We start from the raw sequence: 12,766 nt of genomic DNA on the forward strand, positions 1-12,766 counted from the left end.
GCGCTCAAAAGCCTGTTTTAGCGTGGATCCACGGCAATGACCTCAGTACCCGCTTCATCTATGCGCCAGCGCACGTTGAAATCGAGCAGCCAGGCGGCATATTCACGATCCAGCGACTCACCTTTGCGATAGGCGGGACGCGGATCCTGGGCCAGAACCTCGCTAATAAAACGCTGCAGCTGAGGAATATGCGCCTGCTGCTGAATCTGCTGCTGAGCAGCGGCTGAAAAACGCACTGGCATGCTCGCTTCAGGTGCAGCCTGAGCATACCCGGCGCGCGCGTCGGGCAGCGCTTCGGCAAACGGCAGGTAGGGCTTGATATCAATGACCGGTGTGCCATCGATCAGATCAAGGCTGCCGAGCTGCAGAATAACCTGCGATTTTTCACAGCGGATCCCTTTCAGCTCAACCAGTGACATGCCTACCGGGTTAGGACGAAACGTTGATCGCGTCGCAAACACGCCCATACGCGCGTTACCGCCGAGGCGTGGCGGGCGCACAGTGGGGCGCCAGCCGCCGGCCATGGTCTGATGAAACATAAACAGGATCCAGATGTGGCTGAACGCCTCCAGACCGCGTACGGCTTCCGGCTGATTGTACGGGGCCTGCAGATGCAGTTCACCGTCGCCATCCTGAACCAGTCCCGGCTGGCGCGGCACGGCAAACTTCTCTTTCCACGGGGAGCGGATCACGCCAATCTGCGCAACGGCAAACTCACTCATTGACCGGAGACTTTCAGCGCTGAGCCCTGGCAGATCGCCTGGCGGTAGCAGCCTGGCGTACTGGTCACAATTTCACATTTGTGCAGCAGCACGGCGTTGGCTTTCATACCCGCTGCTTTGATCTGCAGACGTTTACGCGCGGTATTGATATTGGGAGGCGAATCCTGCGTGCTGCTCTGGCAATCTTCGCCAGACACTTCGCCCAGATCGCGGAAAGGATTGCTGACCAGATCGGTTGCGTCGGTATAGATTTTCACCGGAGCCGGGCGCGGGGCCGGCTTGCGCTGTGGCTGAGCGGATGACTGCTGCGGACGAGCCGGAGCGCTGCTTATCGGGTGATATTCACGAACGCACCCGGTCAGCATCAACGCCAACAGGCAGAGCGGTAAAAAACGCATGGCAACATCCTCCTGTAATAAAAGTGGCGTTATTGAAACAAGGACGCCCGCAAATAACAAGTCAGCAGCCACATGCAGAAATAGAAAGGGCGGCCAGCGCCGCCCCCAGGAGAGAAAAGAAACGAAATTACCAGCCTTTAACCGCGCCACCGTTAAAGATTTTGTTCGCAGACTCAGCCACTTCGTCTGACTGATACGCTTCAACAAACTTCTTCACGTTCTCAGCGTCTTTATTATCTTCACGGCTCACCAGCAGGTTAACGTATGGGGAATCTTTATCTTCCACAAAGATGCCATCTTTTGCCGGGGTCAGACCAATCTGGCTGGCATACGTTGTGTTGATAACTGCGAGTGCAATCTGCTGATCGTCAAGCGAGCGTGGCAGCTGTGGCGCTTCCAGTTCAACAATCTTCAGGTTCTTCGGATTTTCCACAATATCCAGAGACGTTGGCAGCAGGCCAACACCCTCTTTCAGCTTAATCAGTCCCGCTTTCTGCAGCAGCAGCAGGGAGCGGCCCAGGTTAGTCGGATCGTTAGGAATAGCGATCTGCGCGCCATCCTGCAGTTCGGTCAGCGACTTAATCTTTTTAGAGTAGCCGGCAATCGGGTAAACAAAGGTGTTGCCAACCGGTACCAGCTTGTAGCCACGATCTTTGATCTGCTGATCAAGATAGGGCTTATGCTGGAAAGCGTTAACGTCAATATCCCCTTTGCTCAGCGCTTCATTAGGTAACACGTAATCGTTAAATGTCACCAGCTCGACGTCGAGATTATATTTATCTTTAGCCACTTTAACGGCAGTTTCAGCGACCTGCTGTTCAGCACCGACAATCACGCCCACTTTGATATGGTTGGGATTTTTTGCCTGCTGATCGCATCCGGCCAGAGCAATAGCACCAATCAGAGCACCTGCTGCGGCAATCTTTTTAAATGTGAAAGACATATCCTTTCCTTAATAGAGAAGTATTGATGTTATTGGCTTATTTATGCGACACCGCGCGAACAATGCGATCGCCGCAGAACTGAATGAGATATACCAGCACGACCAGCAGCACCAGTACAGTATTCATTACGGTAGCGTTATACCCGATGTAGCCATACTGATAGCCAATCTGGCCCAGACCACCCGCACCTACGGCACCGCCCATAGCAGAATAGCCAACCAGCGTAATGAGCGTAATGGTGGCCGCGTTAACCAGGCCTGGCATCGCTTCCGGCAGCAACACTTTGCGAACAATCTGCAGCGGCGTGGCACCCATCGCACGGGAGGCTTCGATCAGGCCGGTTGGCAGCTCCAGCAGGGCGTTTTCAACCATGCGGGCAATAAACGGCGCGGCGCCAACGGTCAGCGGGACAATAGCCGCCTGCAGGCCGATAGAGGTGCCGACAATCGCGCGGGTAAACGGAATCATCCATACCAGCAATATAATGAACGGGATTGATCGGAAGATATTGACGATAGCAGAGAGCACGCGGTAAAGCGCGCTGTTCGCCAGGATCTGACCGGGGCGTGTGACATACAGCAGTACGCCGACCGGCAGGCCAATAACAAACCCGAAAAAGCCAGAGACAAAGGTCATCATCAGCGTTTCCCAGACGCCGCGCGTCAGTAACCACAGCATCGCTTCAGACATAACCTAATACCTCTACTTTCACATGATGTTCTTTCAGCCAGCTTATTGCGGCCTGCGTATCTGTTTCACTGCCATCCATTTCTGCCAGCATGATGCCGAACTTGACTCCGCCTGCATAATCCATCTGCGCACTGATAATGTTGTTATTCACATTAAAGCGGCGGGCAGCTTCTGACAGCAGCGGTGCATCAACAGATTTTCCGGTAAACTCCAGGCGCAGCAGGGGCACAGTCTGCGCGGCAGGCTGCGCGCGCATGCGCTCCTGATAATCTTCCGGAATATCCAGATGCAGCGTCGACTGAATAAACTGCTGCGCCAGCGGCGTTTTTGGATGAGAAAAGACTTCACTGACGCTATCTTTTTCAATCAGCTCGCCGTTACTGATCACAGCAACCTGATCGCAGATGCGCTTAACCACATCCATCTCATGGGTGATAAGCAAAATAGTAATACCGAGGCGGCGGTTAATGTCTTTCAGCAGCTCCAGTATGGAACGGGTGGTCGCCGGATCGAGCGCGCTGGTGGCTTCGTCGCACAGCAGTACTTTGGGATTGCTGGCCAGCGCACGCGCAATAGCCACACGCTGTTTTTGCCCGCCAGAGAGGTTAGCCGGCCAGCTGTCATGCTTGTCATTCAGGCCAACCAGCTCCAGCAGCTCGCTGACGCGCGCTTTGATCTGATCGCGTGACAGATTACCCAGCTCCAGCGGCAGCGCCACATTGCCGGCCACCGTACGCGAGTTCATCAGGTTGAAGTGCTGAAAAATCATGCCGATCTGGCGACGTGCCAGCGTCAGCTGACCGGAAGAGAGTGCGGTGAGATCCTGCCCGTCGACCAGCACACGACCGGATGTAGGGCGCTCCAGCAGGTTGACGCAGCGGATCAGCGTACTCTTGCCCGCGCCTGACGAACCGATGACGCCATAAATCTGTCCCGCCGGCACATGCAGGCTGACGCCGGAAAGCGCCTGTATTGTGCGTGAACCCTGCTGGAACACTTTGGTGATATTTTCGAGTTTAATCATTAGTTAATTATTGTCGTCTGACGTTGTCCGTGGTGTATCAATATTCGATCAGCAAAGCTGGACGAAAGCTGAATGGATGGTAAGGCATCCAGACGTCTAAATCAATCGACGTAATGCAATCTGGCATTCTCTCGCTATGCCCAATCATGCAATACTTAGCACTATTAATTGCAGCAGGAGTATTTTCGTGGCGAACCCAGTCCCGGCTATTTTTCTCGATCGTGATGGCACATTAAATGTTGATCACGGTTATGTTCATGAGATCGACAATTTTCAGTTTATAGAAGGCACCATTGAAGCGCTGCAGGCGCTGAAAAAGATGGGCTACGCGCTGGTGCTGGTGACTAACCAGTCTGGTATTGCCCGCGGGATGTTTACGGAAGATACCTTTATGCAGCTGACGGAATGGATGGACTGGTCACTGGCCGATCGCGATATCGACCTGGACGGCATCTACTATTGTCCTCACCTGCCGGATGCCACTGTGCCTGCTTACCGTCAAAAATGCGACTGCCGTAAACCTCAGCCCGGAATGCTGCTGTCTGCGCAGCAGGAGCTGAATATCGATATGGCCGCTTCTTATATGGTAGGGGATAAGCTGGAAGATATGCTGGCAGGCCAGGCCGCTGGCGTCGGCACCCGCGTACTGGTACGCAGCGGTAAAACGGTTACCGCTGAAGGCGAAGCAGCCGCGGACTGGGTGTTAAATAGCCTGGCAGAGCTGCCGGCGCGCATTAAACAGGCATAAATAACCGGTTTTGCGCAAACATTAACCGGGTGATAAAAAAGTTGAAATTAGTGCTTGTCACCCGGCGATAACTCCCTATAATGCGCCACCACTGAGACGGCAAAGCGGCAACGCAGACGGGCTCAGCAGGGCGTGAAGTGATTCACCCCGCCGGAGAAAACGCTGAAAAAAGTGGTTGACTCCGGAGGAGGAAAGCGTAATATACGCCACCTCGCAGCAGACGCCTGAGGCGCTGGCTGCACCGCTCTTTAACAATTTATCAGACAATCTGTGTGGGCACTCGCAGGATTGATATCACAAGCCTACGGGCTTTAAAAAATATCAAGTCTTTGCTGAGTGAACACGTAATTCATTACGAAGTTTAATTCACAGAGCACCGCTTAACTTGTTTAAGCAAATCAAACTTAAATTGAAGAGTTTGATCATGGCTCAGATTGAACGCTGGCGGCAGGCCTAACACATGCAAGTCGGACGGTAGCACAGGGGAGCTTGCTCTCCGGGTGACGAGTGGCGGACGGGTGAGTAATGTCTGGGAAACTGCCCGGTGGAGGGGGATAACTACTGGAAACGGTAGCTAATACCGCATAACGTCTTCGGACCAAAGTGGGGGATCTTCGGACCTCACGCCACCGGATGTGCCCAGATGGGATTAGCTAGTAGGTGGGGTAACGGCTCACCTAGGCGACGATCCCTAGCTGGTCTGAGAGGATGACCAGCCACACTGGAACTGAGACACGGTCCAGACTCCTACGGGAGGCAGCAGTGGGGAATATTGCACAATGGGCGCAAGCCTGATGCAGCCATGCCGCGTGTATGAAGAAGGCCTTCGGGTTGTAAAGTACTTTCAGCGGGGAGGAAGGCGGTGAGGTTAATAACCTCGCCGATTGACGTTACCCGCAGAAGAAGCACCGGCTAACTCCGTGCCAGCAGCCGCGGTAATACGGAGGGTGCAAGCGTTAATCGGAATTACTGGGCGTAAAGCGCACGCAGGCGGTCTGTTAAGTCAGATGTGAAATCCCCGGGCTTAACCTGGGAACTGCATTTGAAACTGGCAGGCTTGAGTCTCGTAGAGGGGGGTAGAATTCCAGGTGTAGCGGTGAAATGCGTAGAGATCTGGAGGAATACCGGTGGCGAAGGCGGCCCCCTGGACGAAGACTGACGCTCAGGTGCGAAAGCGTGGGGAGCAAACAGGATTAGATACCCTGGTAGTCCACGCCGTAAACGATGTCGACTTGGAGGCTGTTCCCCTGAGGAGTGGCTTCCGGAGCTAACGCGTTAAGTCGACCGCCTGGGGAGTACGGCCGCAAGGTTAAAACTCAAATGAATTGACGGGGGCCCGCACAAGCGGTGGAGCATGTGGTTTAATTCGATGCAACGCGAAGAACCTTACCTGGCCTTGACATCCAGAGAACTTAGCAGAGATGCTTTGGTGCCTTCGGGAACTCTGAGACAGGTGCTGCATGGCTGTCGTCAGCTCGTGTTGTGAAATGTTGGGTTAAGTCCCGCAACGAGCGCAACCCTTATCCTTTGTTGCCAGCGGGTGATGCCGGGAACTCAAAGGAGACTGCCGGTGATAAACCGGAGGAAGGTGGGGATGACGTCAAGTCATCATGGCCCTTACGGCCAGGGCTACACACGTGCTACAATGGCGCATACAAAGAGAAGCGACCTCGCGAGAGCAAGCGGACCTCATAAAGTGCGTCGTAGTCCGGATCGGAGTCTGCAACTCGACTCCGTGAAGTCGGAATCGCTAGTAATCGTAGATCAGAATGCTACGGTGAATACGTTCCCGGGCCTTGTACACACCGCCCGTCACACCATGGGAGTGGGTTGCAAAAGAAGTAGGTAGCTTAACCTTCGGGAGGGCGCTTACCACTTTGTGATTCATGACTGGGGTGAAGTCGTAACAAGGTAACCGTAGGGGAACCTGCGGTTGGATCACCTCCTTACCTGAAGATACCTTCCCGCGAAGTGCTCACACAGATTGTCTGATGAAATTTAAAGAAGCAGTAAAACTCTCTCCAGGCTTGTAGCTCAGGTGGTTAGAGCGCACCCCTGATAAGGGTGAGGTCGGTGGTTCAAGTCCACTCAGGCCTACCAAATTCTCCCGATTTCTGCGTTATGACAACGGCTCGCATAGTTCACTATGCTTCGCGTCGTCACGCCTTGAACTCGAAAGAATTGGGTAAAGGGTTTTGCGAATCATTGGGGCTATAGCTCAGCTGGGAGAGCGCCTGCCTTGCACGCAGGAGGTCAGCGGTTCGATCCCGCTTAGCTCCACCATCAACGTCCCCACGTTGATACTCAACTTCTGAATGCATTTTCGAGTGCATTGCGAAGTTATTGCTCTTTAACAATCCGGAACAAGCTGAAAATTTGAAACGACCGCGTCGTATTCGTTCTCCGTAATAAGAACGATGCGCGATGCGGCCGGGTCTCAAGATTATCGCGATTCACAGCGTTCAAAACGCCTGTGGGTTGTGAGGTTAAGCGACCAAGCGTACACGGTGGATGCCCTGGCAGTCAGAGGCGATGAAGGACGTGCTAATCTGCGAAAAGCGCCGGCAAGGTGATATGAACCGCTACAGCCGGCGATGTCCGAATGGGGAAACCCGGTGCACTCAGTGCATCATCGCAGCATGAATACATAGTGCTGCGAGGCGAACCGGGGGAACTGAAACATCTAAGTACCCCGAGGAAAAGAAATCAACCGAGATTCCCCCAGTAGCGGCGAGCGAACGGGGAGCAGCCCAGAGCCTGAATCAGCTTGTGCGTTAGTGGAAGCGTCTGGAAAGGCGCGCGATACCGGGTGACAGCCCCGTACACGAAAACGCACTTGCTGTGAGCTCGAAGAGTAGGGCGGGACACGTGGTATCCTGTCTGAATATGGGGGGACCATCCTCCAAGGCTAAATACTCCTGACTGACCGATAGTGAACCAGTACCGTGAGGGAAAGGCGAAAAGAACCCCGGCGAGGGGAGTGAAACAGAACCTGAAACCGTGTACGTACAAGCAGTGGGAGCCTTCTTTATGGGGGTGACTGCGTACCTTTTGTATAATGGGTCAGCGACTTATATTCTGTAGCAAGGTTAACCGCATAGGGGAGCCGTAGGGAAACCGAGTCTTAACCGGGCGCTAAGTTGCAGGGTATAGACCCGAAACCCGGTGATCTAGCCATGGGCAGGTTGAAGGTTGGGTAACACTAACTGGAGGACCGAACCGACTAATGTTGAAAAATTAGCGGATGACCTGTGGCTGGGGGTGAAAGGCCAATCAAACCGGGAGATAGCTGGTTCTCCCCGAAAGCTATTTAGGTAGCGCCTCGTGAACTCATCTCCGGGGGTAGAGCACTGTTTCGGCTAGGGGGCCATCCCGGCTTACCAACCCGATGCAAACTGCGAATACCGGAGAATGTTATCACGGGAGACACACGGCGGGTGCTAACGTCCGTCGTGAAGAGGGAAACAACCCAGACCGCCAGCTAAGGTCCCAAAGTCATGGTTAAGTGGGAAACGATGTGGGAAGGCACAGACAGCCAGGATGTTGGCTTAGAAGCAGCCATCATTTAAAGAAAGCGTAATAGCTCACTGGTCGAGTCGGCCTGCGCGGAAGATGTAACGGGGCTAAACCATGCACCGAAGCTGCGGCAGCGACGCTTGCGTCGCTGGGTAGGGGAGCGTTCTGTAAGCCGCAGAAGGTGGCCTGTGAGGGCTGCTGGAGGTATCAGAAGTGCGAATGCTGACATAAGTAACGATAAAGCGGGTGAAAAGCCCGCTCGCCGGAAGACCAAGGGTTCCTGTCCAACGTTAATCGGGGCAGGGTGAGTCGACCCCTAAGGCGAGGCCGAAAGGCGTAGTCGATGGGAAGCAGGTTAATATTCCTGCACTTGGTGTTGCTGCGAAGGGGGGACGGAGAAGGCTAGGTTATCCGGGCGACGGTTGTCCCGGTTTAAGCGTGCAGGTGTGAAGACCAGGCAAATCCGGTCTTCTTTAACACTGAGGCGTGACGACGAGGCTCTACGGAGCCGAAGTAACTGATGCCCTGCTTCCAGGAAAAGCCTCTAAGCTCCAGGCAACACGAAATCGTACCCCAAACCGACACAGGTGGTCAGGTAGAGAATACCAAGGCGCTTGAGAGAACTCGGGTGAAGGAACTAGGCAAAATGGTGCCGTAACTTCGGGAGAAGGCACGCTGGCGCGTAGGTGGAGGGACTTGCTCCCCGAGCCGAGGCCAGTCGAAGATACCAGCTGGCTGCAACTGTTTATTAAAAACACAGCACTGTGCAAACACGAAAGTGGACGTATACGGTGTGACGCCTGCCCGGTGCCGGAAGGTTAATTGATGGGGTTATCCGCAAGGAGAAGCTCTTGATCGAAGCCCCGGTAAACGGCGGCCGTAACTATAACGGTCCTAAGGTAGCGAAATTCCTTGTCGGGTAAGTTCCGACCTGCACGAATGGCGTAATGATGGCCAGGCTGTCTCCACCCGAGACTCAGTGAAATTGAAATCGCTGTGAAGATGCAGTGTACCCGCGGCAAGACGGAAAGACCCCGTGAACCTTTACTACAGCTTGACACTGAACATTGAGCCTTGATGTGTAGGATAGGTGGGAGGCTTTGAAGCGCGGACGCCAGTCCGCGTGGAGCCATCCTTGAAATACCACCCTTTAACGTTTGATGTTCTAACGTGGGCCCGTTATCCGGGCTGCGGACAGTGTCTGGTGGGTAGTTTGACTGGGGCGGTCTCCTCCCAAAGCGTAACGGAGGAGCACGAAGGTTGGCTAATCCTGGTCGGACATCAGGAGGTTAGTGCAATGGCATAAGCCAGCTTGACTGCGAGAGTGACGGCTCGAGCAGGTGCGAAAGCAGGTCATAGTGATCCGGTGGTTCTGAATGGAAGGGCCATCGCTCAACGGATAAAAGGTACTCCGGGGATAACAGGCTGATACCGCCCAAGAGTTCATATCGACGGCGGTGTTTGGCACCTCGATGTCGGCTCATCACATCCTGGGGCTGAAGTAGGTCCCAAGGGTACGGCTGTTCGCCGTTTAAAGTGGTACGCGAGCTGGGTTTAGAACGTCGTGAGACAGTTCGGTCCCTATCTGCCGTGGGCGCTGGAGAATTGAGGGGGGTTGCTCCTAGTACGAGAGGACCGGAGTGAACGCACCGCTGGTGTTCGGGTTGTCACGCCAGTGGCACTGCCCGGTAGCTAAGTGCGGAAAAGATAAGTGCTGAAAGCATCTAAGCACGAAACTTGCCCCGAGATGAGTTCTCCCTGGCTCCCTGAGAGCCCTGAAGGGACGTTGAAGACGACGACGTTGATAGGCCGGGTGTGTAAGCGCAGCGATGCGTTGAGCTAACCGGTACTAATGACCCGTGAGGCTTAACCTTACAACGCCAGAGGCGTTTTGCGGGACCTGATTTTCAGCTTGTTTTACCGGATTAACAGAATTTGCCTGGCGGCCACAGCGCGGCGGTCCCACCTGACCCCATGCCGAACTCAGAAGTGAAACGCCGTAGCGCCGATGGTAGTGTGGGGTCTCCCCATGCGAGAGTAGGGAACTGCCAGGCATCCAATTAAGACCAGAGCTTCTGGTCGTGACCTCCCGGTGACGCGGAGAGGGCGAAACACCTGGCTTCAGGCGCGGTCCTGAGGGCAGTAAAGAATCGGTGGAGCGGTAGTTCAGTTGGTTAGAATACCTGCCTGTCACGCAGGGGGTCGCGGGTTCGAGCCCCGTCCGTTCCGCCACTATATTGAGAAGCCCTGACTGTTAAAGTCAGGGCTTTTTCATATTCTCTTTTCCTTCCGGCATTATACCCCCTTGTCGTGAGGTGAATTCCGACATTCGATACCACGAATTGAAACCCCGCGCTAAAATCCCTATAACAGTCAGTGTGAACTCTTTGTTGTTATCAGCCAGGCGGTAAAGTGCGAAAGAAAACCTATGCAATGCGCTATATAGCAGGCCAGCCAGCGGAACGAATTTTTCCGCCGGGCGCCATGCTGCATCTTGGTCAGGGTCTGCCGCCAGGGGAGCCGCTGCCGGCCGATCCCACCCTGCGGGTGCTGGTATGGAACATTTTCAAGCAGCAGCGCGCTGACTGGATGTCGGTATTGCAGGGGTTTGGTCGTGATGCCCATCTTGTCCTCCTGCAGGAGGCGCAAACCACGCCTGAACTGATCCAGTTTGCTACCAGTAATTATCTCGCAGCCGATCAGGTGCCCGCTTTTGTGCTGCCTCAGCACCCGTCAGGGGTGATGACGCTCGCATCCGCGCATCCGGTCTACTGCTGCCCGTTGCGCGAGCGCGAGCCGCTGCTGCGGCTGGCAAAATCCGCGCTGGTCACCGCGTACCCTCTGCCAACCGGCGATATGCTGATGGTAGTGAATATCCATGCGGTCAATTTCAGTCTGGGTGTGGACGTATACAGTAAGCAGCTGGGGCCTATAGGAGAGCAAATCCGGCATCACCGTGGCCCGGTGATAATGGCAGGGGACTTTAATGCATGGAGTCGTCAGCGGATGAACGCGCTTTATCGCTTTGCCCGCGCTATGTCTCTGCGTGAAGTGGCGTTTACAGACGACCACCGGCGTAAAGCGTTTGGCCGGCCGCTCGACTTTGTCTTTTACCGGGATATGAAGGTGAGTGAAGCAGCGGTGCTGGTCACCCGAGCCTCCGATCATAATCCGCTGCTGGTAGAGTTTACCCCCGTCACTGTCGCGCGCTAAACGCACCCTCCTGTAACGACGAGACGCTCTGGCCGGTACTGCTATAGATGATGCTATGCCGATAAAGAAAAAAGGCTGACAAATGTCAGCCTTTTCAGTACATCAGGTATCTGGCGTTGCGCTATTCTTAACAAACAGAGTGAGCTTATCACCCGGCTGTATATCCTTCGCGTCGCTGTTCCAGCGCATTACGTCCTGCGTGTTAACACCATGACGTTTTGCAATACTGGCAAAAGAATCACCCTTACGAACGCGGTAGGTGATGCTGTTGCCGTTATCTGCCAACTGCGATGCTGCTGTCGTACCGCTAACCGTCAGGGTCTGACCGATACGTACTGCCGCACTGCGCAGATTGTTCTGCTGTTTTAGCGAGCTCATGCTGACACCCAGCTTACTGGCGATACCGGATAGCGTGTCGCCTTTACGTACTTTGTAGCTGTTACCGGCTGCGCTGGCTTTAGCCAGTTCCACAGGCTGCACGGAGGCAATATCTCCGGAGGCCAGAGAGTTGCGCAGCTGTGCCACGTTGGACTTAGGCACCATAATATAGTGCGGTCCGTTTGGCGCAGTCGTGCCATTTTTATAGCCAGCGTTAAATGTCTTCAGTTTACTGAGCGACATACCCGCCATTTCTGCAGCCTGAGTTAACTGCATCTGCTGTCCCACTTCCACTCGCGCCAGCGCGCGGCTTTCATTAGGGGCTGGCAGTTTGATGCCGTAACGCTTGTTGTTCTTGAGCAGTTCGCTTAAAGCCAGCATTTTCGGGACATAGATAGTTGTTTCGCGCGGCAGTGATAAATGCCAGAAGTCAGTCGGCTTACCCCGTGCCTTGTTCTGCTTCATCGCTTTCAACACGCGTCCTTCGCCGCTGTTATAGGCTGCTACGGTCAGTAGCCAGTCGCCATCAAACATGCGATTCAAACGCTGCATCATATCCAGTGCTACTTTGGTTGAGGCCACCACATCACGGCGTCCGTCATACCAGCGGTTCTGTTTCAGACCATAATTTTTGCCCGTTTGCGCAACGATCTGCCAGATGCCTGCGGCATTGGCGGAAGAGGTTGCGTGAGGGTCAAAAGCGCTCTCCACTATGGGTAGCAGTACCAGTTCCATCGGCATTTTACGTTTCTGTATCTGCTCGACAATCCAGTACATGTACGGCTCTGCCCGTAATGTTACATCGTGGAGATAGCTCTTATTTTTTAAAAACTTTGTTTTCTGTTCGCGGATCCGGGCATTTTCCGGGATCCCCATCTTCAACTCGTCACTAATGAGATTCCAGAGATCGGTGTCTTCTGCGAGGCTGGTTCCATCATCTTGCCAGCGCGGCGACAACAAACGATTTCCGTACTTTCCATTTTCACCTTGACCAGCCGAAGACAGGCTCTGTGCATGCTGAGCGGGGATATTGGCGTCATTCCGTGATGCCTGACATCCGACCAGCAAGACTGAGGCGAGTAATAATATCGCTTTAGCCTTCATGTGTGTGTCAGTAGTTCGCTTAAAAGACG

Annotated in this window: 8 protein-coding genes, 3 tRNA genes and 3 rRNA genes; 8 read left to right on the forward strand and 6 right to left on the reverse strand. The window is 54.2% G+C overall.

Annotated elements, in window-relative coordinates; all coding sequences use genetic code 11:
* Window positions 1-17 precede the first annotated feature (17 nt).
* From tsaA to metN, 5 genes are all read right to left on the reverse strand, one after another.
* Window positions 18-722 (reverse strand): tRNA (N6-threonylcarbamoyladenosine(37)-N6)-methyltransferase TrmO, encoded by a 705-nt coding sequence (gene tsaA / locus LAC65_RS03015; RefSeq protein ID WP_039382778.1) that lies wholly within the window; start codon window positions 720-722, stop codon window positions 18-20.
* A complete protein-coding gene (gene rcsF / locus LAC65_RS03020) occupies window positions 719-1,120 on the reverse strand; it encodes an Rcs stress response system protein RcsF (RefSeq protein ID WP_039382781.1) in 402 nt (133 codons plus the stop codon). Before rcsF ends, tsaA begins: the two co-directional genes overlap by 4 nt.
* A 127-nt stretch (window positions 1,121-1,247) precedes the next feature.
* Window positions 1,248-2,063 carry a MetQ/NlpA family lipoprotein gene (locus LAC65_RS03025; protein WP_224144823.1) on the reverse strand — a complete coding sequence of 272 codons (816 nt, stop codon included), beginning with the start codon at window positions 2,061-2,063 and terminating at the stop codon, window positions 1,248-1,250.
* A gap of 37 nt (window positions 2,064-2,100) precedes the next feature.
* Window positions 2,101-2,754: a methionine ABC transporter permease MetI gene (locus LAC65_RS03030; protein ID WP_039382787.1), complete on the reverse strand. Its 654-nt coding sequence runs from the start codon at window positions 2,752-2,754 to the stop codon at window positions 2,101-2,103.
* Window positions 2,747-3,778 (reverse strand): methionine ABC transporter ATP-binding protein MetN, encoded by a 1,032-nt coding sequence (gene metN / locus LAC65_RS03035; RefSeq protein ID WP_039382790.1) that lies wholly within the window; start codon window positions 3,776-3,778, stop codon window positions 2,747-2,749. Before metN ends, LAC65_RS03030 begins: the two co-directional genes overlap by 8 nt.
* Window positions 3,779-3,965: 187 nt before the next feature.
* On the opposite strand from metN, the gene gmhB reads away from it, so the two are divergent.
* The 8 genes from gmhB (at window position 3,966) to LAC65_RS03075 (ending at window position 11,255) form a co-directional block, all read left to right on the forward strand.
* Window positions 3,966-4,526 carry a D-glycero-beta-D-manno-heptose 1,7-bisphosphate 7-phosphatase gene (gene gmhB / locus LAC65_RS03040; protein ID WP_039382792.1) on the forward strand — a complete coding sequence of 187 codons (561 nt, stop codon included), beginning with the start codon at window positions 3,966-3,968 and terminating at the stop codon, window positions 4,524-4,526.
* 406 nt (window positions 4,527-4,932) lie between these two features.
* Window positions 4,933-6,475, forward strand: a 16S ribosomal RNA gene (locus LAC65_RS03045).
* 74 nt (window positions 6,476-6,549) lie between these two features.
* Window positions 6,550-6,626: transfer RNA gene (locus tag LAC65_RS03050), tRNA-Ile, on the forward strand.
* A gap of 107 nt (window positions 6,627-6,733) precedes the next feature.
* A tRNA-Ala gene (locus LAC65_RS03055) sits at window positions 6,734-6,809 on the forward strand.
* 201 nt (window positions 6,810-7,010) lie between these two features.
* Window positions 7,011-9,916: ribosomal RNA gene (locus tag LAC65_RS03060) — 23S ribosomal RNA — on the forward strand.
* A 64-nt stretch (window positions 9,917-9,980) separates the two neighbouring features.
* Window positions 9,981-10,096, forward strand: a 5S ribosomal RNA gene (rrf, locus tag LAC65_RS03065).
* The 16S, 23S and 5S rRNA genes sit together here with 3 tRNA genes alongside, the layout of an rRNA operon.
* Window positions 10,097-10,197: 101 nt before the next feature.
* Window positions 10,198-10,274: transfer RNA gene (locus LAC65_RS03070), tRNA-Asp, on the forward strand.
* A 180-nt stretch (window positions 10,275-10,454) separates the two neighbouring features.
* A complete protein-coding gene (locus LAC65_RS03075) occupies window positions 10,455-11,255 on the forward strand; it encodes an endonuclease/exonuclease/phosphatase family protein (RefSeq protein ID WP_039382795.1) in 801 nt (266 codons plus the stop codon).
* Between the two features lie 102 nt (window positions 11,256-11,357).
* Here the strand turns inward: LAC65_RS03075 and mltD are convergent, their stop codons facing one another.
* Window positions 11,358-12,737, reverse strand: a complete 1,380-nt coding sequence (gene mltD, locus LAC65_RS03080; RefSeq protein WP_039382798.1) for a murein transglycosylase D — start codon at window positions 12,735-12,737, stop codon at window positions 11,358-11,360.
* Window positions 12,738-12,766: the final 29 nt, after the last annotated feature.

The sequence above is a fragment of the Pantoea eucrina genome, assembly GCF_020079945.1.
Taxonomy (GTDB): Bacteria; Pseudomonadota; Gammaproteobacteria; order Enterobacterales; family Enterobacteriaceae; genus Pantoea; species Pantoea eucrina.

Excerpts from the sequence above, each read along its gene's own strand:
- tsaA (WP_039382778.1), bottom strand. The coding sequence starts at position 722 with ATGAGTGAGTTTGCCGTTGCGCAGATTGGCGTGATCCGCTCCCCGTGG.
- rcsF (WP_039382781.1), bottom strand. The coding sequence starts at position 1,120 with ATGCGTTTTTTACCGCTCTGCCTGTTGGCGTTGATGCTGACCGGGTGC.
- LAC65_RS03025 (WP_224144823.1), bottom strand. The coding sequence starts at position 2,063 with ATGTCTTTCACATTTAAAAAGATTGCCGCAGCAGGTGCTCTGATTGGT.
- LAC65_RS03030 (WP_039382787.1), bottom strand. The coding sequence starts at position 2,754 with ATGTCTGAAGCGATGCTGTGGTTACTGACGCGCGGCGTCTGGGAAACG.
- metN (WP_039382790.1), bottom strand. The coding sequence starts at position 3,778 with ATGATTAAACTCGAAAATATCACCAAAGTGTTCCAGCAGGGTTCACGC.
- mltD (WP_039382798.1), bottom strand. The coding sequence starts at position 12,737 with ATGAAGGCTAAAGCGATATTATTACTCGCCTCAGTCTTGCTGGTCGGA.